Origin of the sequence: Chitinophaga sp. MM2321 (assembly GCF_964033635.1) — a bacterium.
Taxonomy (GTDB): domain Bacteria; phylum Bacteroidota; class Bacteroidia; order Chitinophagales; family Chitinophagaceae; genus Chitinophaga.
On record NZ_OZ035533.1, the window covers coordinates 1,507,200 to 1,532,564 of the forward strand.

Consider the following 25,365-nt stretch of genomic DNA (forward strand, 5'->3'; position numbering starts at 1 on the left):
CCGCCCTAAAAAGGAGATGGACTAATGCTCGTCCAGCCCCCGTCGATGATGAGGCTTTGCCCCGTAATATGCCGGGCCTTATCAGATACGAGGAATAGCGCCGCGTGTGCAATATCTGCTGTATTTGCAGGTCTTCCCATGGGCGTTATTCTGGACCAGGTGCTGGTATAGCTGGGATCGTCGAGGGTGCGTTCCGTTAAGGTGGCGCCGGGAGCAATCGTGTTGACAGTAATCTTGTAAGACGATAGTTCTATCACTAAATTTTTTGCCAGCATTTCCAGGGCAGCTTTGCTCATACCGTAAGCGGCGAGGTCTTTATGCGCCTGGTGGCCGGTAACGGAGGAGGTGAACAGAATAGCGCCGCCGTGATTTTGCTTTTTCATCTGATTGGCGGCGGCCTGTGCGAGAAAGAATGAACCGCCAAGATTTACCTGCATCACCCTGGAAAAGGCTTCCGGGGTATAGGTAAGGAAGTCGCCAAACAACGTGATGCCCGCGTTGGCAATCACAATATCGATACTACCAAACCGGCTGACAGCCGTATCTACCAGTTGACCGATAAAGACCGTATCGCTGGAATCGCCTGGCATGGCTATACACAGCCCGTTTGCTGCGGTGATCTTCGCAGCTGCATTGTTTGCGAGATCCGTATCTACATCGTTCAGAATTACTGCTGTGCCTTCCATGGCCAACTGTCTGCAAATTTCAAATCCAATGCCCTGGCCTGCGCCGGTAACAATGGCCACTTTTTTATTGCCTGTCATAACCTGATTTTTTGTTTAATGAGAATCTCTGGTAACCTCGCTGCCGGAGCCACCTTTGAGGAAGTCGAGGTCAGCACCGAGATGCGCCTGCTCTACATGTAGCTGGTATAACTGCACATAACCCCTGATAGCTTTGGGATAGTTGGGTAGCAGTTTTTCTTTTCTGTGGTTGATCTCTTCCATGGGGAGGTCTACATGCAGCCGCTTGCCTTGCACATCCAGCGTGATCATGTCTCCATCCTGAAGGATGGCCAATGTGCCGCCTGCCGCGGCTTCCGGGGAAACATGCAGTACTACGGTGCCGAAGCCGGTACCACTCATACGGCCATCAGAAATACGGACCATGTCTTTAACGCCCTTTGCCAGTAGCTTTGCAGGCAGTCCGAGGTTGCCCACTTCCGGCATGCCGGGATAACCTATGGGTCCTGCATTTTTTAATACGAGGACACTCGTTTCATCAACATCCAACGCAGGATCGTCGATACGTCTTTTATAATCATCGATATCTTCAAACACCACCGCTTTGCCGGTATGTTGCATCAGCTCCGGACTGGCGGCTGATGGCTTAATCACAGCACCTTGTTCACAGATATTTCCTTTCAGCACTACGATACCGGAAACTGCATTAAAAGGTGTTTCCAGTGAGGAAACTACCTCTTTATTATAGTTGGGAGCATACTGGTAGTTAGTGGCAATTGTTTTACCGTTTACCGTCATACATTCTTTATGGAGATGTGGTAACAATGCATTCATTACGGCCGGTAGTCCCCCTGCATAGTAAAGGTCTTCCATGAAGTAAAGACCGGATGGCTGCAGATTGGCTATCAGCGGGATGTTGGAGGACCAGGTATCTATATCCTGTAAGTCCAGTTTCACCCCGATACGACCGGCAATAGCCAGGAGATGAATAACGAAGTTGGTGGAGCCGCCGATGGCTGCATTCACCATGATGGCATTTTCAAATGCGGCCCTGTTGAGGATATCAGATAAGCATCGGTTTTCTCTCACCATCTTTACGATCTCTATACCTGATAAATGCGCGAGTACTTTACGGGCTGCATCAGGGGCGGGGATAGCGGCATTCTGCGGGAGGGAGAGGCCAAGGGCTTCTACCATACAGGCCATAGTGGAGGCGGTGCCCATCACGGCACAATGTCCGTCGCTGCGGCACATGCCTGCTTCGGCGAGGGCCAGCTCTTCACTCGTCATTTTGCCGGAGCGCAGTTCCTCACTGAACCGCCATATATCGCTGGTGCCAATGCTACGGCCCATATGTCTGCCTGTAAGCATAGCGCCACCTGAAACTACTATAGACGGTATATTGACGCTACAGGCGCCCATTACCAGCGCCGGCGTGGTTTTGTCGCAACCGCACAGGAGTACCACACCATCCAGTGGATTGGCACGGATAGATTCTTCCACATCCATGCTTACCAGGTTGCGATACAACATGGCAGTAGGCTTGATCAGTGTTTCACCCAACGACATCACCGGAAATTCAAGCGGATAGCCTCCTGCCTCCAGGACGCCGCGTTTTACCGATTCGGCGAGCTCCCGGAAGTGGGAGTTACAGGGCGTGAGTTCCGACCAGGTATTACAGATGCCTATGATTGGCTTGCCTTCCAGCTCATGCGCCGGAATGCCCTGCTTTTTGAGCCATGCACGGTATATAAATCCATCCTTACCGTCGCGGGCAAACCATTGACTGCTTCTTAATGACTGCTGCTCCATCATTTATTGTGTTATGTAACTGAAATACGTGTTGAATATACAATTTATAGGACTTTTTTTATAATGAGCGGGTGTTATAAGAGGGAGATCTTTCGTCCTATCGCTGTTTTAACATGATAAGTAGGTAAATATTTTAACAGATGTTTATCATCATTGAATTAAATTTATAAAAATATTTATGGAATTTTAGTCCCATAACATCATTTGTTATGTAACCTGTAGTACCCACGATGAAAAAACTATTAGCACTCATTTTTTGTTTGTCTGTTTTTAACCTGTGTTATGCCCAAAAGGCTGCTGTAAAAGGAAATGTGCTGGACACACTCAATCACGTAAAGCTCTCCAATTCTGTAGTTGCTTTGCTGCACGCAAAGGACTCGGTACTGTACAAATTTGCACGTACAAATGAATCAGGACATTTTAATTTCAAAGACCTCACTGCCGGTAAATACCTGCTGCTGGTGACTTATCCGTCGTTTGCCGATTACGTAGAACCTTTAACGTTATCAGATACAACGGTTGTCAGCTATGATAAAATTATGCTGACACAGAAGTCCAGACTGCTACAGGAGGTAGTGATCCAACAGAAAATAGCCGCTATCAAAATTAAAGGTGATACCACCGAGTTTAATGCCGACAGCTACAAAACCCAGGCAAATGCTTCGGTGGAAGACCTGCTGAAAAAACTGCCTGGTATCCAGATAGATAATAAAGGACAAATCACTGCGCAGGGAGAGACAGTTAAAAAAGTACTGGTAGATGGGGAAGAATTTTTTGGAGATGATCCCACGCTGGTCACCAAAAATCTGCGTGCAGATATGGTTGACAAAGTACAGCTCTTTGATAAAAAGAGCGACCAGGCGAACTTTACAGGGGTAGACGATGGACAGCAATCTAAAACGATCAACCTGAAATTAAAGGATAGCAAGAAAAACGGCTACTTTGGTAAAGTGAGTACCGGCGCCGGTACCAACGGCTACCATGATAGCCAGGCCATGCTGAATATGTTCAAAAAGAAACAGAAAATTGCCGTCTATGGTATCGTGTCCAACACCGGGAAAACCGGTCTTAACTGGCAGGAGCAGGATAAATACGGACAAAGCATGGCCGATAACGCTGTTTCAGACGGCTCCGGTGATTTTTATATCATGGGCGGCCAGGACAACGAATTTCAGAACTGGAGCGGTAACTATAACGGGCAGGGCTATCCGCTGGTACAGACCGGCGGCCTGCATTATAACAATAAATGGAACCAGGACAAGCAAAGCATCAACGGGAACTATAAAATGATGCAGCTGTACATGGATGGTAACAATACGGAAGCCACCCAGTATATCCTGCCGGATACCGTTTACTACCGGAATGCCAGGGAAGAATTTAAGAACAGTATTATGCGGAACCGCATCAACGGAGGGTATGAAGTTCAGCTGGATTCTTCTTCCACCATCAACCTGCGCGTAGATGGCGGAATAGATCATAAGATCAGTAACAGCCGCTATAGCACAGCGTTTCAGGCAGAAGATAGTTCCATGGTAAACCGCAACCAACGCCTCAACTCCTCCATAGCCGATATCGGAACGCTCAACAGTAACCTGCTATGGCGCAAGAAACTAAAGAAGAAAGGCAGAACGATTTCCCTGAATATCGCTGAAAACTATAGCCGGACTAACGGCGACGGATATCTGAATTCTATAACCGAGTTTTTCCAACACGGGCTTACTGACTCCACGCAATTAACAGACCAGTATAAAACCACCAATAACGAAAATATCAGTCTCATTACCAATCTTACCTATACGGAACCATTGTCTGCTGCTTCTTCGCTGGTGGTGAACTATGGCATCAACATCAACAACAGTCATTCGGCCAGGAACTCCTTCAATAAAGGCACAGATGGTAAATACGGGCTTCAGGACAGCATCTACAGCAATGACTATGCTTTTAATATGTTAACGCATAAAGGCGGTCTGGCCTATGCCTATATGAAAAAGAAGCTGCGGGTAAATGTGGGAAGTAACGTAGGATTTACAGGCTACCATCAGCAGGATATGTACCACGATTTTACCCAGGAGCGTAGTTTTATGAACTGGTATCCACAGGCATCCGTAAGGTACAGTTTCAGTCAGCAACGCAGGTTCAGTTTCAATTATTACGGCAATACCCAACAACCGGGGATTAACCAGTTACAACCTTTACGGGCCAACGAAGATCCGCTGAATATCTACATCGGTAACCCTGAGCTGAAACCTTCTTTTGGAAGCACTTTCCGCCTTAACTATAGTGACTTTAAAGTATTAACTGACCGGAGTATATGGATGGGAGTATCCTATGGTACTACTTCCAATGCCATCAGCAACCGGAGTACCATTGATGAAGGGGGTAAGCGTACTACACAGTCAGTAAACGTAGACGGTAATCAGAATGCAAATGTGAACCTGAACATGGGCTGGAAGATCAAGAAAATTGATTTGAGGATCGGGTATAATATGTATGGACAGTATTATAAGAATGTCAGCTTTGTAAACTCGGAACTGAATATAACACAGAGTACCAATACTTCAGGGGGATTATATCTCTATAAATCCAAAGAAAAAAAATATGAGCAATACCTGAATATACAGGCCAATTACAATACCAGTCAATCTTCTGTACAGAAGCAGATCCGTACCAATTACTGGACGTATAGTATTGCCCACAACCTGGATCTTTTTCTCCCCTGGAAACTGCAACTACATTCCGAAATTAATTATAGCATCAGACAAAAGACCGCTTTCTTTACCGGCAATAATAACGTGCTGCTCTGGAATGCCTGGTTCGGGAAGAAATTCGGAAAGAAAGATGTAGTGCAGGTCAATGTGTCTATGAACGATATCCTGAATCAGAATATCGGATTCAACAGGTCTGTAAACAGTAACTACATTACGCAGAATACCTACAGTACCATCAGCCGTTTTGGTATGCTGACATTTATCTGGAACTTTAATAAAGTAGGCGGAGGAGCCACAAAAAATTAATGTCATGAAGAACCTGATCTTATGGATATTGCTGATCCTCTCTACTGGTGCTGCTGCGCAACACACCACTTTTTTGCAGCAGGGGCGTATTGAATTTGAAAAGAAGCAGAACGTACACGCAATGCTGGACGAAATGTGGGCGGGAGAGGAAAGCTCCTGGAAAGAATTACAGAAGAAAGAAATGCCGAAGTTTAAGACGGCTTATTTCGACCTGTATTTTTCACAACACACCACATCCTATAAACCCGGCAGGGAAAATCCTGATAACTATAAACTCCGGGAAACACCGGGAGAAGCCAATGTAGTGTATACTGACCTGGATAATCATGAAAGTATTGCACAGAAGAAGGCATTTGAGCAACTGTTCCTGGTAAAGGATTCTGTGCGGGAGATTAAGTGGAAGATCACGGACGAAACACGCAAGATTGCAGGTTTTGATTGCCGCCGGGCCAATGCCATTATTATGGATTCTATTTATGTAGTCGCTTTTTATACAGATATCATCGTAACACCGGGTGGTCCGGAATCCTTTACCGGCCTTCCCGGTATGATCCTGGGACTGGCACTGCCGCATGAGCATATTACCTGGTTTGCTACCAAAGTATTGGTGGAAGATATAAAGCCCGGAACGCTGAAACCACCTGCTAAAGGGAAGGTGGTGAATAATGACCGGTTAAAGGAAGTGATGAACGGGGCGATCAAGGATTGGGGTAATTATGGCAAGGTATATATAAAAGCTATCATGCTTTAGCTGTCTTAACGATCATTTAAAAAATTGCTATTGTGTTGATTTTCAGGTAGGGTTAACAAAACTTTATGATAATGGTTTCTTAAAGTGTCTGGTATTGGCACCAAACAGGAACCATTTTTGTTTTACTGTTAGCTGAACCAAAAATTTTAACCATGGCAAAGAAAAACAAAGAAGCAGTTAAGCAGGAAATACAGGAATTAGCCATCGGCAATTACGTAAGTTATCCTGATGATTACGAAGCAACGGACGCACAAGCACTGAATAATGTAGTATCACTGGCAAAGGGATACTGGGATTCCCGGGAATATAAGGAAGTGGAACGCGACGATAAGCTGGGCATTGATCTGGCTGATTATCAACTCTGGACGAAGGAAGCGCATGCTGCTTTTCTGGAAGCCAATGGACACACTTTAAACTAATCCGCGTCATTCATATTATTCGATGGAAGAGGGATTTATGTATTTAGACAGCTAAATACATAAATCCCTCTTCTATTATAAACTATTTCTCTTCCGCAGATGTTTTTATATACTGCTTCTCCTGTCTGGCAGTATTACCATGGATGGTAACGATAGTGGTATATCAACCCCGGTCGCTATTGATTATTCATCATAAATAGACAAACAATGACAATAAAATTTTGCTGCTATGAGAAAGTTAATTTGTTTGTTGGTTGTGCTGATTGCTGCCCTGCGGCTTTCTGCACAAAAAACAGCTGTTGAAGCTGTGGTGTTTTCGGAAGAGGATCTTGTTACGCAGATTTTTGGTAAAAATAAAGAGGCGTTATTAAATGATGTCCTGCTGATTTCGCCCGTAGAGGAAAAGGATTTTCAGACTGCTTTCCAGGAATATGAATCAGAAAAAGGCCCCTGGCTCACGGAGCGCATCGCATTGCTAAAAATGTACAACGATGAGTATTCTTCACTGGATGAAAAGAAAATGAATACATTATCAAAACAGCTGATTAATAATGATCTTGAATTTGGTCGGCTGCAAATGCGTTATTTTCGTAAAATGAATAAAGTGCTGGGTGCTACCAGGGCAGCCAAGTTTTTTCAGCTGGACAATTACCTGGAACAATCTACACGCGCATACATACAAAACAAGTTACCTTTTATAAAAGCACTGGAATCTGACCGGCTGGTGTCTATCCGGCCTGTGACGATCCGGTGAATAACGTACCGATAGATAGAATATGACTAAAAGCAATGCCTATGTATTCACCGGTGGACCCGGTGCGGGTAAAACTACGGTGATAAAGACTTTAGAGCAGATGGGATATGCAACGGTAGAAGAGTCTGGAAGACAAATCATCCAGGAGCAGGTGCGTACCGGCGGAAATGCTTTGCCCTGGGGCGATACGGCACAGTATCGTGACAAGATGTTCAGAACCGCCATGGATGATTTTCATGCGTTGCAGGAAGAACAGGTATTCCTTGACAGGGGGCTGCCTGACGTTATCGGCTATACGCAGTTGATACAGTTGCCGGTAGATCCTTCCTTGCAGGAACTATGCATGCAATACAGGTATAATACCCGTGTATTTATTTTCCCGCCCTGGGAGGCTATTTTTTGTGAAGATGAAGAACGCAAACAGACATTTGCAACGGCGGTGCACACTTTTGAAGTGATGCAGGCGGTGTATAATGCATGTGACTATGAATTGATAACAGTGCCTATGATTCCGGCAGCGGAAAGGGCGGCCTTTATTATCAGCCGGCTATAGCACATCTTCCACAAAATCCGCACTCCGGGGAATGGCTTTAAATTTTTCCATTAATGCCGGTGGCAGAACTGTGAGCTTGCGTTTTTGTACGTCGATCCACGCGCCGTCTACCGTTACGATGGCGGATTTGGTGCCGTCGCCGCGGAATATTTCATGCCTTACCGACCAGCGGGAGCCATCACTTTTGTACCGGCTCATTTCGCAGGTAACCTGTACTTTATCATTGGGGCCAATTTCGCGGAGATACAGTAATTCCTCCCGGAACAGGATAGGACCTAGTTTTAGTTGAATAAACTGGGCAGCATCCAATCCAACTTTTTCCAGCATAGCCAGGCGCGCCTGTGCGGCGAAATCTGCGTAGGCAGAATGCCGGAGGTGCATATTTGCGTCTATTTGTGACCAGAGTACAGGTCCTTCAAAAAATATGTTCATCATTAAATTTACGGAAAAAAAAGCCAGCCGGAATGTAGCCGGAAGTTATAGAAAGGAGGGAAGAGGGGTAAAACAGTGCCTGTGACAATGAACTGTTGATCAATACGATATACTGGTATAAAATTCAAATGATGGATACAATGCTTTACTGTGGCTATTCTATAGCCGTCTCTTAGGTTAATGGGCCGTACTGTAAGGCTCTCCGGCGCATTTTTTTTCAGGAAAAACGAAAACAAATTTTTTTTAAATCATTTCCTTTTATAATTTCGCACCACTGGAGAGTTGGCAGAGCGGTCGATTGCGGCAGTCTTGAAAACTGTTGACTGTAACAGGTCCCGGGGTTCGAATCCCTGACTCTCCGCTGCAAGGGATAACTGAAAAGTTATCCCTTTTTTTTCGTATATCAAGTAGTTCTTCTCTTTCATTTCCAGATAGTTATGAGAAAAAACATCCATCATTGTAGGTGTTCGATAACCCCCATCCTCATAGCAACTTTGAAATTAGAATACCTATTGGGTAAGCTTAGATTTAAATACAAGATTTATGGACAATACAAATGAAATCAACCTGATTAGCAGGCTGCATGCCGCTTTTTCAAATGTAGGTATTGATTTTAGGGAGGGCGTTTGCGAGGAATGCTGACCTGGCTGGAACTTAACTCTCTTGCCTGTCTGAATGTTTGTCCGTTAAGTTTTTTTTAAATCATTCTTTCTTTTCTCCTTTAAAAATCCACTGAATACCAAATTTGTCGTAAAACTGTCCGTACATCCCAAATGGTAGCTCATGTAATTCCTGTAGCCTTTCGTTATTGTCTCCGTCCTTAAGTTTGTCAAAAACTATTTTTAATTCGTTATATGTTTTTCCGATAACAAATATAGCAAACGTATTGCCTGGTATTGGGTCAAATTCAGGTGAAGCCATCCAATCGGTGGCTGATATTTCTATATCACCATTTTTTAGATGAGCATTGATAATCCTGTCGTGCTTTTCGGGGGGTAACATATCTTTCATTGAACTATCACCAAGTTTAGTAAGTGTCAAGTCACCGCCAATACATTCGTGATAAAAGGTCATTGCCTCAGCACAATTTCCATCAAATAAAAGAAATGGTGTAGTGTGTAACATTCTTTTTGTTTTTAGTATTTCCGTCAAGTTTCTTGCCAAAAATGTTTTCTTGTCAGTTCTTTGTCGCCTACAAGAAATGAAGTTGTTCCTTCCAACACATAAAATACTTCATCGTTGTCCTCGTGTTGGTGAAGTTCAAGGCCCCGATTTCGATAAACATCTGCGAGTTTTCGTAAAATCTGCAAAGACTTTACCAGTACAAAACTATTTGTACTTCATGTTGCTGCTTTTTTTATAAACAAAGGAAGGGTCACCGAATGAACAACTATACCTTGATCTTCTTTCCGATCTGAAAATTCGATCACAAAAACTTCCGAAACGGATGAAAATGTCAATGATGGAATAAGGGGTTCGACAGAGATGCCTCGCCCTCCGCAAAAAGCGATACAAAATTCATGATTGGATTCTGTGTCGCTTTTTCATTTTTAAAAGGGTGTTTGTCAGGTGTTTTCGATTTGAAAGGTGGGACGACATCATAGCTTAGGACTTAAATACCCCTTTTTTTGTCGCAGAAGGCCCCCACTTTGATGGATGTATTGTTTTATTTTTGACCTGTATCCGGGTAAACCAGCATAGAAAACTCACCGACTAAAACCGATCAAATGAGAAATATAATCTATGGTATCAATCTGACTGCAGATGGTTGCTGCGACCATACCCAATCTAGTGGCGGCCCAGAGATCCACGAGTATTTCACGGACCTCATGCGGGACGCTGACCTGATCATCTACGGACGTAAGACCTATCAGTTGATGGTTCCTTACTGGCCTGACGTCGCAAAAAAACAATCCGGGACGAAAGCGGAGAATGAATTTGCGCAAACATTTAACGCCATTGACAAAGTTGTTTGTTCCCGCTCATTAAATGACTTTGAAGGTAATCCGAGGGTTATTCGTGCGAACCTCGCAGAAGAAGTCCTGAAACTGAAACAGGAATCGGGCAAAAATATTTCAATTGGCGGGATAAGCCTGCCTGCGGAATTGATAACGCTTGGTCTGGTGGATGAATATTATTTTCTAATTCATCCTATCATTGCAGGTCAAGGGAGACGGTTGTTAGATGGTATCGGTCTTCCCGATCCGTTAAATTTAAAACTAACTGACTCGAGGACGCTTAAATCAGGATGTATAGCACTTCATTACCTGAAACAGTTATAAAAGCGGGTATTTCGGCCCGCAACCTAAACACAAAAGCCTTCGGATGTTATCCGGCGGCTTTTGTGTTTTATATCTGCCTGAAAAGAAAATACAAGATATTTTAATTGAGGCATGAGAAAAAGATAGTATGAAAGAAATTGTTTTAGCAACCAAAAAATAGATAATAAAGGGTTATTTTTCAGGACGAAAAAGGAGTTATGAAGAAAATAGGATTTTTATCGTTTGGGCATTGGTCTAATCATCCTGCCTATAAGACCCGTACAGCGAGTGACACATTGCTTCAATCTATTGATTTGGCTGTCGCTGCCGAAGAAATTGGTTTAGATGGCGCCTATTTTCGTGTGCATCATTTTGCAGCCCAGTTAGCATCACCATTTCCTTTGCTTTCGGCTATCGGTGCCAAAACAAGTAAAATAGAGATTGGAACGGGTGTAATTGATATGCGTTATGAAAATCCACTGTATATGGTGGAAGATGCCGGAGCTGCGGATTTAATTTCGGAGGGGCGATTACAATTGGGAATCAGCAGAGGTTCGCCGGAACAGGTAATCGATGGGTGGCGCACTTTTGGATATGAACCGGCCGAAGGAGAAACTGACGCAGATATGGGACGTCGTAAAGCATTGGAATTCCTGGATAAGTTAAAAGGTGTCGGATTTGCCGAGCCTAATCCGTCCCCGATGTTTCCGAACCCACCAGGCTTGCTACGCCTGGAGCCATATTCGGAAGGACTGAGGGAACGTATCTGGTGGGGAGCCGCTTCTAATGCTACTGCTGTTTGGGCCGCCGAAAACGGAATGTATCTTCAAAGTTCTACTTTGAAGTACGATGAAAGCGGCAAACCTTTTCATATACAGCAAGCCGAGCAAATCAGATTATACAAAGATGCCTGGAAAAAAGCAGGACACAAGCGTGAACCGAGAGTTTCGGTGAGCCGGTCTATTTTCGCCTTGGTAAACGACCAGGATCGTTATTTCTTTGGGCAGGAAACCAACCGGGTCGATAAAATCGGAATGATTGAAGCAGACAAACGCGCCATTTTCGGAAGAAGCTATGCCGCAGAGCCGGATCAACTCATCAAGGAGTTAGCTGAGGATGAAGCTATTCAAGAGGCAGATACGATTCTTTTGACAATACCCAATACATTAGGAGTTGATTACAATGTGCATGTACTGTCTTCTATTTTAGCGCATGTGGCCCCCGGATTGGGTTGGCGCTAAATTTTAAAAATGATGTTAATCGACAAAGAACGCTGGATCGTGTTTGCCAACTTTGTACTAACATGAATTGATTGGGTTGCTGATTTTAACCAGATCAGGTGCTTTCCAGCGCCTTTTCGAGATCATCTTTAAAGTTTCGGCCGATAGGTATTTGATGGCCATCCAGTATAATTCGGTTCCTTTCCAGGCGTGTTACTTTTTGAATAGATACTATGAAAGATTTATGTACCCGAATAAAACGGTTTTGTGGGAAAATATCAAGCATGGCTTTAATTGATCCTTTCAATATGACCTTTCCTGAGTAGGTATAAATTATTGCATAATCTTTGAGTCCTTGAATGTGGGTAACATCATTAAAATGAAGTTTTATACGCTGCACACCACTTTTGACAAAAATAAAATCTGTTTTTTCAAAGGCAGCATGATCCTCAATATTTACATTCTGTGCTTTTAAGGTTAGGAATTCTGTGATTTTCTCTATTGCCTGTTTGAATCGGTTAAAAGACACAGGTTTTAATAAAAAGTCAATTACACCCAATTCATAGCCTTCAAAAGCATAATTGCGATATGCGGTTGTGAAAATCGTAAAAGGCGGGTCTGGCAATTCTTTTAGAAATTCAATACCTGTCATTTCCGGCATCTCAATATCCAGTAACAATACATCAGTAGGGTGATTCTCCAGATAGCGCAAAGCCTCCCATGTATTGGTAAACAGGGACACGGAATGTACGTTGTCGATGCGTTTTAAGTAACCTGCAAGTACTTCAAGCGCAAGCGGTTCATCATCTATAACAACAACTTTCAGCATTATTTCCACTTCAATCCATTTAGTTATAATTCAATTATTAGCTTGGCTCTATAGGCATTTTTATTGTCTTCAAGCGCAAGATGGTGTTTAGCCGGATAAAGCATGTTCAGACGTTTTCGTAGATTGTCGAGCCCTATTCCACCCTTACTTTTATTAGATACTGACAATGGTTTTGAATTCTCTATAATTACCGTTAATGTTTTATTATTTAACTCAATACCCACAGTTAACCAACTATTTTCGGTTTGTTTACTAAGCCCATGTTTAAAGGCATTCTCAACCAAAGGCAACAATAGTAAAGGGGCAATTTCATGCCCACTTAGTTCAGCATTAATATTCAATGAAATAATAAACTCGGAACTAAACCTATGCCGCTCCAGTTCAATGTAATTGCTTAGGTAAGTGATTTCTTTTTCTAACAGCACCTTTGCATCAGTACTATCGTACAACATGTATTCCATCATTTCTGATAGTTTAAGTACTGTTTCCGGTGCAAGCTCTGATTTTTTAAGCGTTAATGCATACAAGTTGTTTAATACATTAAACAGGAAGTGTGGATTTACCTGGGCGCGAAGAAAATTAACTTCGGCATTTAATTTTTCTACTGTCATTCTCTGAATGAGAAGCTGCTGCCCATACCAGTCCATACTTAACCTAAGTGCCAGCATTAACCCTAAATACCATAACGTGCTAAAAAAGTTGTAGGAGAGGCTTTCCATTAAATCGCTGTTACGCATAGGGCCTATAACATAACCATACAGATAAAAATCAAAAAGGCTCTGGACTGTTAAGTACCCGATCACAGCGATAAAAACTGCTGTGAAATAGACAAAGTAGCGTTTCTTCAGCAGGTATTTTGGTAAAAAATAATGCAGGTTGAGATAAGCTATCACAATGAGGAGTGCGATCCGGACAGTTACACAAGCTACAAAGTAAGGCATGCTGGCCTTATGTATGAGGTATTTTTTCTCAAACATAAAGAAACCTGTTATCAATAGCCAATAGGCACTATGAGCCAGGATATACTTTAGGGAAACAGTCCCCTTTGAAAATGGCAGCTTAACCTGCTTATTCAGTAGCTCCATATTTAAATATCATACATAAAGGAAACTAAAAGTGTTAAACCTGCAAAATTATTTCGACTAACTGCATAAAAAGTAGAGGTTCGTCTACTTTTTTGTTTACTGGTCTACTATTTTTCTACTTGGTTTCCTTTTCTCCTAATATTGATATCAGAAAAAGTCAAGTATTTAATTTAAAAAATTGCATCATGAAAAAGACAACATTCAATCAGGCGTTTATTAAGGTATTTGCACTGATTATACTATGCTTTACTGCATTCAGTTTTACAACAAAATTTGGATTGGACAGTTATGAGATCTACCTAAATAACAAGCTCATTCTAAAACAATCGGTGAACCAGCCTTTGAGTTTAAGAGTGCTGCAACTTGATAAGGCAAATGAGAACGATCAGCTGCGCATTACTTACAAACACTGCACTTTAAAAGGAGCTGGTACTGACCGGAATATTGTTCTAAAAGATGAAAAGGGAAATACACTAAAGAATTGGTCATTTGCTGATGCGACTGGTTCCGATTTAAGTATGGTGATATCAGTTAAAGAGCTGTTGTTGCTGGAAAAAAATAATGCCCATCATGATCTGAGTCTGCATTATACTGCAAAGGAGCTTCCTAAAGAACAGCTGCTTGCATCTCTTCATATGAAATAAAGGGTTATCCTTCGGCTAAATGAACACACATGTGCCAAAAGAAATATCTTCTGACTATACTGGTTTATTTTTGCATTAATCCGGCTCTGGCACAACATGTAGACAATGTTAAAACTGACTCATTAAAGAAGAATCCGGCTATAAAGTTGAAAACGGTTACCATACATGGTCAAAAGCCCCTGATAGAGCATCGGATCGATGGGATTGTGTTCAATGTAGAAAGTCTGCCATCTATTGCAGGCGCAGATGCCGCGGATGTACTTAGAAAAGTACCGATGTTAAGCGTTGATGGTAGTGGTGAGCTTTCTGTTCGCGGCAATTCAAATGTTAAGGTGCTTATTGATGGTAAACCTTCTGAAATCTATGCTTCTTCTGTTGCGGACGCACTAAAAGCTATTAAGGGAGAACATATTGTAAAGGTGGAGGTGATTACAAATCCCTCATCGCGATATGATGCTGAAGGGGCCAACGCAGTGGTCAACATTATTACCAGAAAAATAATAGAGAATGCCACCAGCGGAAATGTCAGCATTGTAGCTGGCAGCCCCAGTGAAAGTAGCAGTGAAGGTATAGGTGGTGATGTACACCGTAAACAGGGAGCCTTTCTGTTCAATAGCGATGCCTTCTATCAGAAATACTGGAATCGGAATGGTTCTGTATTACAGCGGAATGCGGATAATTTGGTGCTTGTTCAGAAAAATGAAACCAAACAATCGGGCGAATATTTTTATGGTGGTTTAAGCGTGCTTTATAGTCTGGATTCTTTAAACACCTTTAACCTGGGTTATCGTGTCAGGCGGTCACCAAACAGGACGACGGGTGTTTCTGATAATTACGAGGTGGACAATGAAATACAGCAGCTCCTATTTGAGCGGAATACCATAACACCAAACCAGAATAAGGGCAATGCATATACTGTCGGTTTTAACGGCAAATCGAAAAACCAGCAAATAGCATATTCAGTATTGGGTATGTATTCGCATTTTAGAGGTACGAATGATTACATGTTGAATCAGACCGCGGAGGATAACGGTGAGTACCGGGAGAACTTCTTTAGCACTACAATCTACGATGATTATATTATCCAGGGAGATTATACACAGTCATTCACTGAGAACTGGAAATGGGAAGCCGGAGCCAAAGTATCTGCTAAAAATTCTAAAAATAAGAGTCTGTTTGAGGTGTATGATTTCGCTAATGGCAATTATCAGTATGACGCTGTTCGTTCTGGTAATTTTAAGTATAAGAACAGGATTTATGCTGGATATGTAAATATGAGTATAAAACTGAATAAATGGGGATTTAGCGGGGGGCTAAGGTATGAGAAAACAGATCTTGATGCAGCATTCAGAAACCAGGGAGTAAATATCCCTTCATTTGACAATCTTGTTCCACAAGTATTGCTCAATATGGCATTAGACAGCATTACAAATATTAAGCTGAGCTATGCAATGAAACTGGTTCGTCCGTACATCTCATACCTGGACCCGACAATAAATACCAGTGATTCACTGACATTGCAATATGGGAACCCACAGCTGAAACCTGAGTTGACTAATCGTTATGAGATTAGTTACTCCGTTAATGATGCCAAACTGTTCAGGGACTTTGTGCTATTTTTTAATGACAACAGAAACTCTATTGAAAACATCCGCTTTCCTAAGGGAAATGGAATCTTTGAAAGCACCTGGAAAAATGTAGGAAAGAACCAAAGGTTAGGTTTCTCTGCAACACTGAACTGGAAGCCTGTATCCACATTAACTATTGGTGCCACGCTGACCGCACAATTTGTATGGTTGGAAAGCAGGGCGCTTGGCATCAGTAATCATTCGCTGATGCGGCGACTTACGCTAAATGGTAGCTATAAATTCCCCAAAGGCTATAGCGTAGATTTTTACGGTTTTTTTGATTCCAACAATTTGCGCCTGCAAGGGTATCGGTCTGGTTGGAAATTCTATAACTTGTCTATAAATAAGAAATTCAAAAATGAGCGTCTGAACCTGGGTTTGCGTATGGAAACATTTTTTCAACCATACATCTACATAGATGAAGTAATCGCAACATCAGACTTTGAACAACGGCAGTCATATCGCTACCGAAGCCAGAATATTAGGTTTACTGTTTCCTATAAGATAGGCAAAAAGGAGGTCAAAAGCCCGCAAATAAACGCTGTTGAAAATGAATAGCTTGTTCGTGTAAGCAAAAAATCTGTACTTTGATGTCGTTATAAAAACACAGCTAGCTGAAGCAATAAGAAAAATGCAAAATAGCAAAACAATACACTATTCCAAAGCTACGCGAATCTCCGCAAGCAGCCCCGCCCGGTCTGCAAAAGTCTCATTTTAAAATATTAACAAAAAACAAATAAAATGAAAACTGATCCCAACAATGATATAGTTAAACTCTGCGCTCAAGGAATGAATTTAGAAGGAGAGGGAAAAAATGAAGAAGCACTTAAACTGTTTCAACAAGCGTGGAACTTGGCTACAAACGCCAAGGAGAAGTTTATAGCAGCTCATTATGTAGCCCGCCAACAAAAAAACGTATCTGATAAATTGAAGTGGGATGAAACAGCATTGAACTTAGCCTTAGAAATTAACGAAGACGATATTAAAGGAACTTATCCTTCTCTTTATTTGAATATCGGGAAGTGTTATGAAGATTTAAACGATTTGGACAAAGCCAAGAAACATTATCAACTGGCTCTCTCTTATACAGGTTTTCTATCCAACGACGGTTATGGAGAAATGATAAAATCAGGAATCGAAAACGGCATAAATAGAGTGACAGAATGATTGAATAGACGAACAAAAAACAACGAACCGAAAACATTGGCTATGCGCCAGGCGGGAAACCATCTTCGGTTGAAAAATAAAGAAAAGTTGAACGATTCGTTTTCAAAAACAGTGCGGTGGCGCCAGTGATTTTATTATCCCGAAAAACAGGATTGGTACCGCTGTAAATAATCCCGTTGTTCCGCCATGAAGACCGAAAGAGCCGGCAGCCCCGTCCGTCCTTCAGAAAGCCTCATTAATAAGGCTTCTTTCTTTTAAATCTGTCGCATTCAGCCCTTTGATTTGTCGCATACGCACCGCAAATGTTATCATATTGTTACCGAAATTTACATCTGAACATAACAGAATTTAGAGAAGCTTTTTTAACAATAATTTTAAAAGGAGGGTTAAGTATTATGAGAAAAATAATTGTTCTTTCATTTCTTACATTAGACGGTGTAATGCAAGCACCTGGCGGACCTGAGGAAGATCCATCCAGCGATTTCAAATATGGCGGATGGACTGCACCTTATGCTGACGAAGTTTCTGGTAAGGTCATGCAAAAACAGATGGAACCTGCGGATCTTCTTCTTGGCAGAAAAACATATGAGATTTTTGCCGCTTACTGGCCTGAACATGCAAGCTATTGGCCAGGTATCAATGATGTTACAAAATACGTCATGTCCAAAACCGTGAAAAAGTCAGATTGGGAAAACACCGTGTTCCTTACAAGCGTGGCAGACATCGAAAAACTTAAAAATTCAAAAGGTGCTGACATCAAAATTTGGGGTAGTAGCGAGCTCGTTCAACTACTACTGAAGCACGATTTAGTGGACGAACTCTGGCTCAACATTCACCCGTTGCTGCTGGGTAAAGGAAAAAAGTTGTTTGATAATGACGTGATTCCGGCAGCATTTGAATTAATAGAGAGCCATGTTACACCAAGTGGCGTTATTATGGCCAATTACAAGCGAAATGGAGAAGTCAGAACAGGTACTGTTGGTGCTTAAGGAAACGTAATTGTGTTCTGTTTCAGTATTTTTCATGTTTAGCATTAACATTAAGACGTGTCTGATTTTTAACGGCGTTTGTTTTTATTATTGACAATGATCATGTCAGTCCCTGGGCAAGGACACGCAGGATAATCGCACGTGCTTCCCGGCCTTCCGGCGTTGGCATCGCCGCATAGTTGTGTGGTTGGCCCCGTCGCAAATGAAGCTCGACAGGCACTCCTGCCGCCCTTGCCTTTGCGGCCAGATCGATACTGGCTGGATAGTGAAGATCGAGCGTGCCGGAGAATACAATCATCGGCGCCAGTCCGCGGAAATCGCCATTCAACGGGCTGACATACGGATGGGCGACATCCAGGTCACCGGCATATAGGCGCCCCACTTCAATAACGCCCGGAATATCCTGGATGGGGTCATGAGCAGCGATCGCCAGCTGCTCCGGGCGGCTGAACGAAGCATCCAGCCCCGGTGAGATGAGCACCAGCCCGTTCGGTTGCTGATATCCGGAGTCCCGTAACCACTGGGCTGCTGCCAGCCCCAACCCGGCACCTGCCGAGTTGCCCATCACCGTGGCCTTCGCAGGTCCGGCATCCTCAAGTATCTTCCGCAGCAGGTCGCCCATGGCCGGCACCACGTCTTTAGCAGTGGCGTGGGGAGCCAGCGGATATATGGGAACGATACAACGGACATGGGCATTACGGGTCAGGTAACCGATAAAGCGCCAATGCGCGCGAACGATCTCGTTGATATAGCCACCGCCATGCAGGAATACGACGTAGTCGCCGGCATCGGGATTTTCAGATGGTGCTGTATAATAGACGGGCCATCCCGCCACATGCTTCAAAGTCACCGTGACGCCGCGGCCCAGCCCCGTCGGTTCATAGGAGGCCGGCCGCAATGACAATCTGCGCACCTGCTCCTGGACGGCAGCGGCTGATGCCAACCGTTTCTTGATGGGAAGAAGCCTTAATAAGCCGTTGATACAGCGGCTCTGCAAGCTCGGTTCGGCGTTGTCCGGCAGCAACTCGTATAGGGTAGTTCTATCGTCAGCTGTGTCATAATTATTTTTCTTCATCACTTTCTTTTTGTTCTCGGCAAAAGTATTTTGCCCAAAAAGAATAAACATTGACAAATGATAAAAAACTATTCTTTCTTTTTAAGCCGACTTAATGATTCCTGCGTTATACCTAAGAAAGAGGCAACGTGTTTATTGGATAGCCGCGATACGACTTGTGGCATCCGCTCCAATAAATTCTGATATCTTTCTTTTGCTGTCATACTAATCATCGTTTCAACCCGCCATGTAGCAAAGACCTGCGATTGTTCTAACGATTGGCGATAAAGTTTAGCAAAAATAGTATTGGTGTCTACAAGGTTATAGAAATCAGTTTGTCTGATTCTTAATAATGCTGAATCCTCTAACGCTTGAACATACTCTGCAGATGGTGCTTGTGTTATAAAGCTGGCGAAGGCGCTTACAAATTTATTTTCGAAGGCAATGTAGCGTGTTTTTTCTTCTCCTTTTTCATTTATAAAATATGTTCTTAAACAACCACTACAGATAAAATACGCATACTGACAGACCTCTCCGGAGGTAAGAAGCCGACTGTTTTTTTTGACACTTACATCCTTAAATTTTGACAAAAGCAAAGTGTCTTCTGCCGGGAAAGAATATTGATCCACCAAAAATCGCGTTAAGAAATCTATATTATTCTGCATGAGCTATCATTGGTCCTTGATTTTCAAACATAAAATCTCGCTAAAAATGCGCAACATAAGTCACAAATATGATTTTTAAGCATTTTTTCATTTTCATGTCAGGATTAGTTAATTGAATTTGTAGGCGCTCAGGAAAATGATGATCAAAAAAATACTTAACTGCAAGAGATGAAATGTACGCAATCTGCCTTTTAAATTTAGCGCCTTGACCGCGAGGTCAGGGGCATTCCCGTCGATAATTTCTTTGAGTTTTATACCAAGTTTGCCACCATTGAAAATATTATTGCCGATCAGCAAAAGAACAAACACAAATTTGATCCTGAACCACAATTGTTGCGCCAGCACGCCGTGGGTAAGGGCGATCATGCCCAGGCCGGTAACTATGATCAGCCCTCCACCGATACCGATCAATTTAGGGAATTTGGCCGCAATCACCAGGACTCCAGCCGCCTTTTCTTTTTGATGGTCAAATAGTTTCCAGAATGTCTGGTAGTTAATAAAATCGATTAGTGTAGTACCGACCATCAAGACTAGTGCTATTAAATGTAGCATCAGTAGAGCAGGAAAAGTTGACATTTGATAAGTTTTTTAATAAATGATAACTTGTTTTCACTGCAATAATGACTGGGAGAATGAAAATTGGACAGGAACAAGAAACTTTTACCTGCTTCAATGATGAGATTTTAATAGCTCGTTTGATGTGGAGAGGGGATTCGATCTGTTATATATTGTGATCTTTAGGCTGGATCATAAGTTTAGGTATGCGAACATGCTCCGGCTGTTCCATGATATAAATCACAGCATTAACAATACCGGCTGTAGTTAATAACCATGCTGATAATACCTGTTTGAAGATGAAGAGATTGTTTATTACTCCACTGTAATCGACTGCTCCACATTTATCTGTTTCAAAAAATATTCATCATGCGATACAACCAGGAGCGTTCCCTTGTATTCATTTATCGCGGCAGTTAAAATCTCTATGTTTTGAATATCGAGGTTATTGGTTGGTTCATCCAATATGATGATGTCCGGCGCTTGATTACTGATTGTTAAGGAACAAAGCATCAACCGCATTTTTTCTCCGCCACTAAGCGCCTTACAAGGTTTGTCCCAATATGCTTTTGAAAATAAGAACCGGTTTAAGCGGATCTTTATTTCGTGTTCCTGTAATGCTCCGGAATTATATTGTTGGGCCTGTTCGTAAACGCTGAGGTTATTGTCGATTAGTGAATAGTCCTGGTCGATGTAAATGGCATTGACATCCACGCTGTCAATGCTGCCCGATCGGGGTTGCAATTCACCTAAAATCATTTTTATCAAAGTTGTCTTACCAGAGCCGTTGAGCCCTTTAATAGCCATACGTTCTCCACTTCTGATTTGAAAGCTCAATGGTTGTTTCCAGAGCAATTGATCATCATATCCAAAATTAGCATCCTTTGCAGTAATCAATATTTTCCCTTTATGAAGTGTAGAATTGTCAAAATCCATCTTCATTTTATCCATATCCGGTGCTGCGGCACGCAGTTGATTCAGCTCTTGTGCAATAGCATCTACTTTTTCAGTATGAACGCCCTTCATGCGTGAAGTACTTTTCTCCGCATTGTTTCTGAGGGTATTCATGGAAATGGTGGGAAGCCCTGCCTTTTCTTGCTTTTTCTTTCCGCGGGCGTCCAGTTTTTGTTGCCGTTCCAAAGATTCCCTTTCCGTATCTTTCGCTTTGCGGAGTGCTTTTTCTTTGCTCTTCAGATCCTGATTCAAAGCATCACTTTCAATCATTTTCTGCGTGATGTAGAAATCATAATTACCACCATAGACAGTTATACCACGCTTGCTGAGTTCATAAACGGTATCAGGAAGGTTTAATATGGTTCTGTCGTGACTTACCACGACTAAAGTGTTGGTAGTGGACGTTATATAATCATAAAGAATGCTTCTGCTGAGCGTATCCAAATGGTTGCTTGGTTCATCCAATAGGACTATTTCAGGACGATGAATCATGATTCCTGCCAGGAAAACGCTTGTTTTTTGTCCGCCGCTAAGCGTTTCCATTTTTTGGGTTAAATCCAATGCATTAAGCTTCCAGTGCATGAAGGCTTCCCTGCAGCGTTCTTCGATGGCCCAATCATCGTCCAGCAATGTCAGGTTTGCATCTGTTACATGGCCATCGAGAATTTCTTTTAATGCTTGAAGTTTATCGGCAACCTGGAGGGCCTGGGCAACAGTATAATCATTGAACTGGCCGAAAATCTGTGGCACATAATAAGGCCTCCCGTCGGTTTTTACGAGTCCACTTGAAGGATGCAGGTTGCCGGCTAATATTTTCAGCAGGGTGGATTTCCCTGCACCGTTATTACCGATTAATGCAATTTTATCTTGTTTGTTGATGATGAGATTTATATCAGTAAACAATAAATCTCTGTCGGGATGTGTGTAAGTAACACCTTGAAGAATAAGCATAATTCCTTTCTTTTAAAAGCTAATAATTACAGGCCCCTGTTATGTTAGGCGCTGTTTTATTTTCCTGAAAGAAATTATATCTTACATTAATGTGTTTTTTTATGATGTACAAAGGTAAGAAATTTTTTTTTCGTACATCATCAAAAAATAATACAAATTATTTGATCTGTTATCCCTGCTTAATTAAATTTAAAAACACTTAATGTAAATATGACCAGGAAGAAGAGCAACTGAAGCACCTGAACGGTTGTGATGTTACTTTTCATCCGGGATAGTTTTGTGTCAAAACCTGGGTCCGACGGTGTTCCGGCTAAAAGTTTCTTCCATCCTGTACCCATTCTTCTTCTGATTATTCCATTTATAATGATGAGCAGGAGGATGCCCATTTTTACCCGGAACCAGGTTTGCTCACCCCATACCTGGTGCATGTACACCATCATTAATATGCCTGAAATAAGTATGAGCAGCATACCTATCCCAATAATTTTTTGCAATCCGGATAGCATATCCTCCATCGCCGGGCTTTTGGTTTTGTCGCTGGCGAAAACTTTCCCGGATTGTTTAAAGGCAATAAAATCAACGAACGTTGTTCCAGCCATCATGGTAATACCAACAATATGGCCTACCAGGGCTATATGATAAATGTTAAGGTTCATTTTTTAATTTTTTATAATAAGTGAGGAGGCTTCTTTATGGGCAATTTGATCCTGCCTGGATACATACCAGATGCAAACGGCAATAATTATAAAGTCGACGGCCACGAATATTATTCTTGAAAGCGGATCGTTACTACAGATATGTGCTATTAATGCGGAGATCATTTCAATACCGAATCCCGCATAGATCCATTCTTTAACCCGTAGCGGTGTTTGCGGAACCAGTAGCAATATACCTCCCAGCGTTTTTGCAATCACCAGTTCAATCCTGAAATAATCAGGAAATCCAAGCAGCTTTAGTGCCTCCGCATGCGAAAAAGAATAGTAAGCACTAAAGAGCATGAAGAAACTGATCCATCCTTTTGCCAGCCAATAAAGCCTTTTGTTTTTTTTAAGTGTTTCCATGGTTTTAGTTATTTTAATACGTTAGCGATGTTTATTTTGTAAATGTAATACGTTTTCGATGTAAAAAACAAATTATCGAAGCAATTTTCATAGATTTGCTACGTAAACGAACTAAAATGTTATGAATAAGACTGTTACACTTGTGAACGAGTGGGGAGATTTTGAGGTGAAACATCCGGAAGGAAGCATTGAAGATTTTTGCAGGTATTATCTTGCCCGGCAAAATGAGCAAAAAATAAAAGGAACCCTGGTAGGCGGTGTCGTTCCTCATTATATAGACGGGTTGTTAATGAAAATAATTGGCAGGATCAGCAAACTGAATATGTTGTATGCCAACAAAGTGCTGCAAGGAACAGACCTGAATCAGATTGAAGAATTCGGAATGCTGATGACGATCAGGCAGGAAAAGAATCCCAGGAAAACGGAAGTCATTTACGCCAACTTGTTTGAACTTTCGAGCGGTACGGATATGCTGAACCGTATGAAGAAAAGAGGGCTTATTAAAGAACATGCCGACAAGGAAGACAAGCGTTCCAAGAGGATTGAGCTGACTGCAAAAGGGGAGAAAGTAGTAGAACAATGCCTGGAAAAGATCAGAAAAAACGCAACAATGATGGCGCATGGCCTCACTGATGATGATAAAGAACTCGCTGTACAATTATTAAAAAGTATCGAGATAAAATTCTCGGCACTATGGCCCCAGCACCGTACCAAACCTTTTGAAGAAGTATATGAAAGTATCATGAGTGAGAAACGCAAAAAGCATAAATAAGTAGGAAGGATGGATGATATCGATACATCTAAACGCACATAGATTCCACAAGATAATGTCAAAATCACATAGGTTGTCGCCTATACTAACCGTAAATATGGCTACAACAAGCGTAGATTTGGCTACACCTGTTTCTTGATTGTTGCGGAGCTTTGCATAAACAAAAGCATCACAATGAAAATTATAATAACAGGTTCATTAGGGCACATCAGCAGACCATTAACACAAACGTTGGTACAAAAAGGACATACAGTAACCGTCATCAGCAGCAATCCCGAAAGACAAAAAGACATTGAAGCCATTGGTGCAAAAGTGGCTATCGGCACAATGGAAGATGCTGATTTTCTATCCGCAACTTTCAAAGGCGCAGATGCAGTTTATCTTATGGAGGCACTTGGTTCGCGCAGCTTCTTTGACCAAAATCTTGACATTATGGCCGCTCATAACAAAATTGCCAATAGCTATGTACAAGCTATTCTGCAATCGGGGATAAAACGAGTCGTGCATCTCAGTAGTATCGGAGCGCATATGGATAAAGGCAATGGCATCCTGGCTTTTCATTATAATGTAGAAAACATTCTGAACAAATTGCCGCCCGACGTAGCCATTACATTTATGCGCCCTGTTGGGTTTTACTATAATATGCTTGCGTTCATACCAACTATAAAAACACAAGGCGCTATCATATCGAATTATGGTGGGAATGACAAAGAACCCTGGGTTTCCCCGATGGACATTGCTACCGCTATTGCTGAAGAAATCGAAATTCAACAGCCAGCGGAGAGAAAAATCCGCTACGTGGCTAGTGATGAGTTTTCTCCCAACGAAGTGGCTGGTATTCTGGGGGAAGCAATCGGTAAGCCTGATTTGAAATGGCTTGTTATTCCTGACGAACAACTATTGGGTGGTTTAAAAACTGCTGGTATGAATCCACAAATTGCTGCCGGTTATGTTGAAATGAATGCAAGCAGGCGTGGTGGTGTATTGTATGAAGATTATTACCGCAATAAACCAACTTTGGGAAACGTAAAACTAACAGATTTTGCAAAAGAATTTGCTGGTGCATTTTTAAAATCGTAGTACATTTAGTCTTAGCATCTAATAGCACTATT

At 42.2% G+C, this 25,365-nt stretch carries 25 protein-coding genes and 1 tRNA gene; 14 read left to right on the top strand and 12 right to left on the bottom strand.

All coding sequences use genetic code 11. The annotated features are described in order from the left end of the window. Positions 1-5: 5 nt before the first annotated feature. Together ABQ275_RS05740 and ABQ275_RS05745 are read right to left on the bottom strand one after the other, a co-directional pair. A complete protein-coding gene (locus ABQ275_RS05740) occupies positions 6-764 on the bottom strand; it encodes an SDR family oxidoreductase (protein ID WP_349317316.1) in 759 nt (252 codons plus the stop codon). A 15-nt stretch (positions 765-779) separates the two neighbouring features. Next, positions 780-2,498 carry an IlvD/Edd family dehydratase gene (locus ABQ275_RS05745; protein ID WP_349317317.1) on the bottom strand — a complete coding sequence of 573 codons (1,719 nt, stop codon included), beginning with the start codon at positions 2,496-2,498 and terminating at the stop codon, positions 780-782. Between the two features lie 227 nt (positions 2,499-2,725). Between ABQ275_RS05745 and ABQ275_RS05750 the strand changes: the two genes are divergently transcribed. The 5 genes from ABQ275_RS05750 (at position 2,726) to ABQ275_RS05770 (ending at position 7,986) form a co-directional block, all read left to right on the top strand. Further along, positions 2,726-5,509, top strand: coding sequence for a TonB-dependent receptor (locus ABQ275_RS05750; RefSeq protein ID WP_349317318.1), 2,784 nt, complete (start codon positions 2,726-2,728; stop codon positions 5,507-5,509). Positions 5,510-5,513: 4 nt separating this feature from the next. Further along, positions 5,514-6,260 (top strand): GLPGLI family protein, encoded by a 747-nt coding sequence (locus ABQ275_RS05755; protein ID WP_349317319.1) that lies wholly within the window; start codon positions 5,514-5,516, stop codon positions 6,258-6,260. A 152-nt stretch (positions 6,261-6,412) separates the two neighbouring features. After that, positions 6,413-6,679: a hypothetical protein gene (locus ABQ275_RS05760; RefSeq protein WP_349317320.1), complete on the top strand. Its 267-nt coding sequence runs from the start codon at positions 6,413-6,415 to the stop codon at positions 6,677-6,679. Between the two features lie 229 nt (positions 6,680-6,908). Then, on the top strand, positions 6,909-7,433 hold the full coding sequence (locus tag ABQ275_RS05765; RefSeq protein ID WP_349317321.1) for a hypothetical protein: 525 nt from the start codon (positions 6,909-6,911) through the stop codon (positions 7,431-7,433). A gap of 22 nt (positions 7,434-7,455) precedes the next feature. Then, positions 7,456-7,986, top strand: a complete 531-nt coding sequence (locus tag ABQ275_RS05770; RefSeq protein WP_349317322.1) for an AAA family ATPase — start codon at positions 7,456-7,458, stop codon at positions 7,984-7,986. Here ABQ275_RS05770 and ABQ275_RS05775 read toward each other — a convergent pair. After that, the gene (locus ABQ275_RS05775; RefSeq protein WP_349317323.1) at positions 7,981-8,421 is read right to left on the bottom strand and encodes a thioesterase family protein; all 441 of its coding nucleotides are present in this window, start codon (positions 8,419-8,421) and stop codon (positions 7,981-7,983) included. The genes ABQ275_RS05770 and ABQ275_RS05775 overlap by 6 nt on opposite strands. Positions 8,422-8,694: 273 nt before the next feature. On the opposite strand from ABQ275_RS05775, the gene ABQ275_RS05780 reads away from it, so the two are divergent. Then, positions 8,695-8,779: transfer RNA gene (locus tag ABQ275_RS05780), tRNA-Ser, on the top strand. 341 nt (positions 8,780-9,120) lie between these two features. Here the strand turns inward: ABQ275_RS05780 and ABQ275_RS05785 are convergent. Further along, a complete protein-coding gene (locus ABQ275_RS05785; protein ID WP_349317324.1) occupies positions 9,121-9,543 on the bottom strand; it encodes a VOC family protein in 423 nt (140 codons plus the stop codon). Positions 9,544-10,145: 602 nt separating this feature from the next. On the opposite strand from ABQ275_RS05785, the gene ABQ275_RS05790 reads away from it, so the two are divergent. Together ABQ275_RS05790 and ABQ275_RS05795 are read left to right on the top strand one after the other, a co-directional pair. After that, positions 10,146-10,700, top strand: a complete 555-nt coding sequence (locus ABQ275_RS05790) for a dihydrofolate reductase family protein (RefSeq protein WP_349317325.1) — start codon at positions 10,146-10,148, stop codon at positions 10,698-10,700. Positions 10,701-10,897: 197 nt separating this feature from the next. Further along, complete coding sequence (locus ABQ275_RS05795; protein WP_349317326.1) at positions 10,898-11,920, top strand: LLM class flavin-dependent oxidoreductase; 1,023 nt, start codon at positions 10,898-10,900, stop codon at positions 11,918-11,920. Between the two features lie 94 nt (positions 11,921-12,014). Here the strand turns inward: ABQ275_RS05795 and ABQ275_RS05800 are convergent, their stop codons facing one another. After that, a complete protein-coding gene (locus ABQ275_RS05800; protein WP_349318788.1) occupies positions 12,015-12,728 on the bottom strand; it encodes a LytTR family DNA-binding domain-containing protein in 714 nt (237 codons plus the stop codon). A gap of 23 nt (positions 12,729-12,751) precedes the next feature. Beyond that, the gene (locus ABQ275_RS05805) at positions 12,752-13,813 is read right to left on the bottom strand and encodes a histidine kinase (protein ID WP_349317327.1); all 1,062 of its coding nucleotides are present in this window, start codon (positions 13,811-13,813) and stop codon (positions 12,752-12,754) included. Positions 13,814-13,998: 185 nt separating this feature from the next. Between ABQ275_RS05805 and ABQ275_RS05810 the strand changes: the two genes are divergently transcribed. The 4 genes from ABQ275_RS05810 to ABQ275_RS05825 all read left to right on the top strand — a co-directional run bounded on the left by ABQ275_RS05810 (position 13,999) and on the right by ABQ275_RS05825 (position 18,241). Next, positions 13,999-14,457: a hypothetical protein gene (locus ABQ275_RS05810; RefSeq protein WP_349317328.1), complete on the top strand. Its 459-nt coding sequence runs from the start codon at positions 13,999-14,001 to the stop codon at positions 14,455-14,457. A gap of 29 nt (positions 14,458-14,486) precedes the next feature. Next, on the top strand, positions 14,487-16,643 hold the full coding sequence (locus ABQ275_RS05815) for a TonB-dependent receptor domain-containing protein (RefSeq protein WP_349317329.1): 2,157 nt from the start codon (positions 14,487-14,489) through the stop codon (positions 16,641-16,643). Between the two features lie 183 nt (positions 16,644-16,826). After that, on the top strand, positions 16,827-17,252 hold the full coding sequence (locus ABQ275_RS05820) for an rRNA adenine methyltransferase (RefSeq protein WP_349317330.1): 426 nt from the start codon (positions 16,827-16,829) through the stop codon (positions 17,250-17,252). A 395-nt stretch (positions 17,253-17,647) separates the two neighbouring features. Continuing rightward, complete coding sequence (locus ABQ275_RS05825) at positions 17,648-18,241, top strand: dihydrofolate reductase family protein (RefSeq protein ID WP_349317331.1); 594 nt, start codon at positions 17,648-17,650, stop codon at positions 18,239-18,241. A gap of 100 nt (positions 18,242-18,341) precedes the next feature. Here ABQ275_RS05825 and ABQ275_RS05830 read toward each other — a convergent pair whose 3' ends face one another. The 6 genes from ABQ275_RS05830 to ABQ275_RS05855 form a co-directional block, all read right to left on the bottom strand. Then, on the bottom strand, positions 18,342-19,367 hold the full coding sequence (locus ABQ275_RS05830) for an alpha/beta fold hydrolase (protein ID WP_349317332.1): 1,026 nt from the start codon (positions 19,365-19,367) through the stop codon (positions 18,342-18,344). Positions 19,368-19,384: 17 nt separating this feature from the next. Continuing rightward, positions 19,385-19,960: a Crp/Fnr family transcriptional regulator gene (locus ABQ275_RS05835; RefSeq protein WP_349317333.1), complete on the bottom strand. Its 576-nt coding sequence runs from the start codon at positions 19,958-19,960 to the stop codon at positions 19,385-19,387. A 108-nt stretch (positions 19,961-20,068) separates the two neighbouring features. Further along, positions 20,069-20,536, bottom strand: coding sequence for a hypothetical protein (locus ABQ275_RS05840; RefSeq protein ID WP_349317334.1), 468 nt, complete (start codon positions 20,534-20,536; stop codon positions 20,069-20,071). A gap of 294 nt (positions 20,537-20,830) precedes the next feature. Further along, positions 20,831-22,420 (bottom strand): ribosomal protection-like ABC-F family protein, encoded by a 1,590-nt coding sequence (abc-f, locus tag ABQ275_RS05845; RefSeq protein ID WP_349317335.1) that lies wholly within the window; start codon positions 22,418-22,420, stop codon positions 20,831-20,833. A gap of 179 nt (positions 22,421-22,599) precedes the next feature. Then, complete coding sequence (locus ABQ275_RS05850; RefSeq protein WP_349317336.1) at positions 22,600-23,076, bottom strand: hypothetical protein; 477 nt, start codon at positions 23,074-23,076, stop codon at positions 22,600-22,602. A 3-nt stretch (positions 23,077-23,079) separates the two neighbouring features. Continuing rightward, positions 23,080-23,481, bottom strand: a complete 402-nt coding sequence (locus tag ABQ275_RS05855; protein ID WP_349317337.1) for a DoxX family protein — start codon at positions 23,479-23,481, stop codon at positions 23,080-23,082. A 121-nt stretch (positions 23,482-23,602) separates the two neighbouring features. Here ABQ275_RS05855 and ABQ275_RS05860 point away from each other — a divergent pair, with 121 nt between their 5' ends. After that, the gene (locus ABQ275_RS05860) at positions 23,603-24,253 is read left to right on the top strand and encodes a winged helix DNA-binding protein (RefSeq protein WP_349317338.1); all 651 of its coding nucleotides are present in this window, start codon (positions 23,603-23,605) and stop codon (positions 24,251-24,253) included. A gap of 174 nt (positions 24,254-24,427) precedes the next feature. Beyond that, the gene (locus tag ABQ275_RS05865; RefSeq protein ID WP_349317339.1) at positions 24,428-25,333 is read left to right on the top strand and encodes an NmrA family NAD(P)-binding protein; all 906 of its coding nucleotides are present in this window, start codon (positions 24,428-24,430) and stop codon (positions 25,331-25,333) included. The last annotated feature ends 32 nt before the right edge of the window (positions 25,334-25,365 follow it).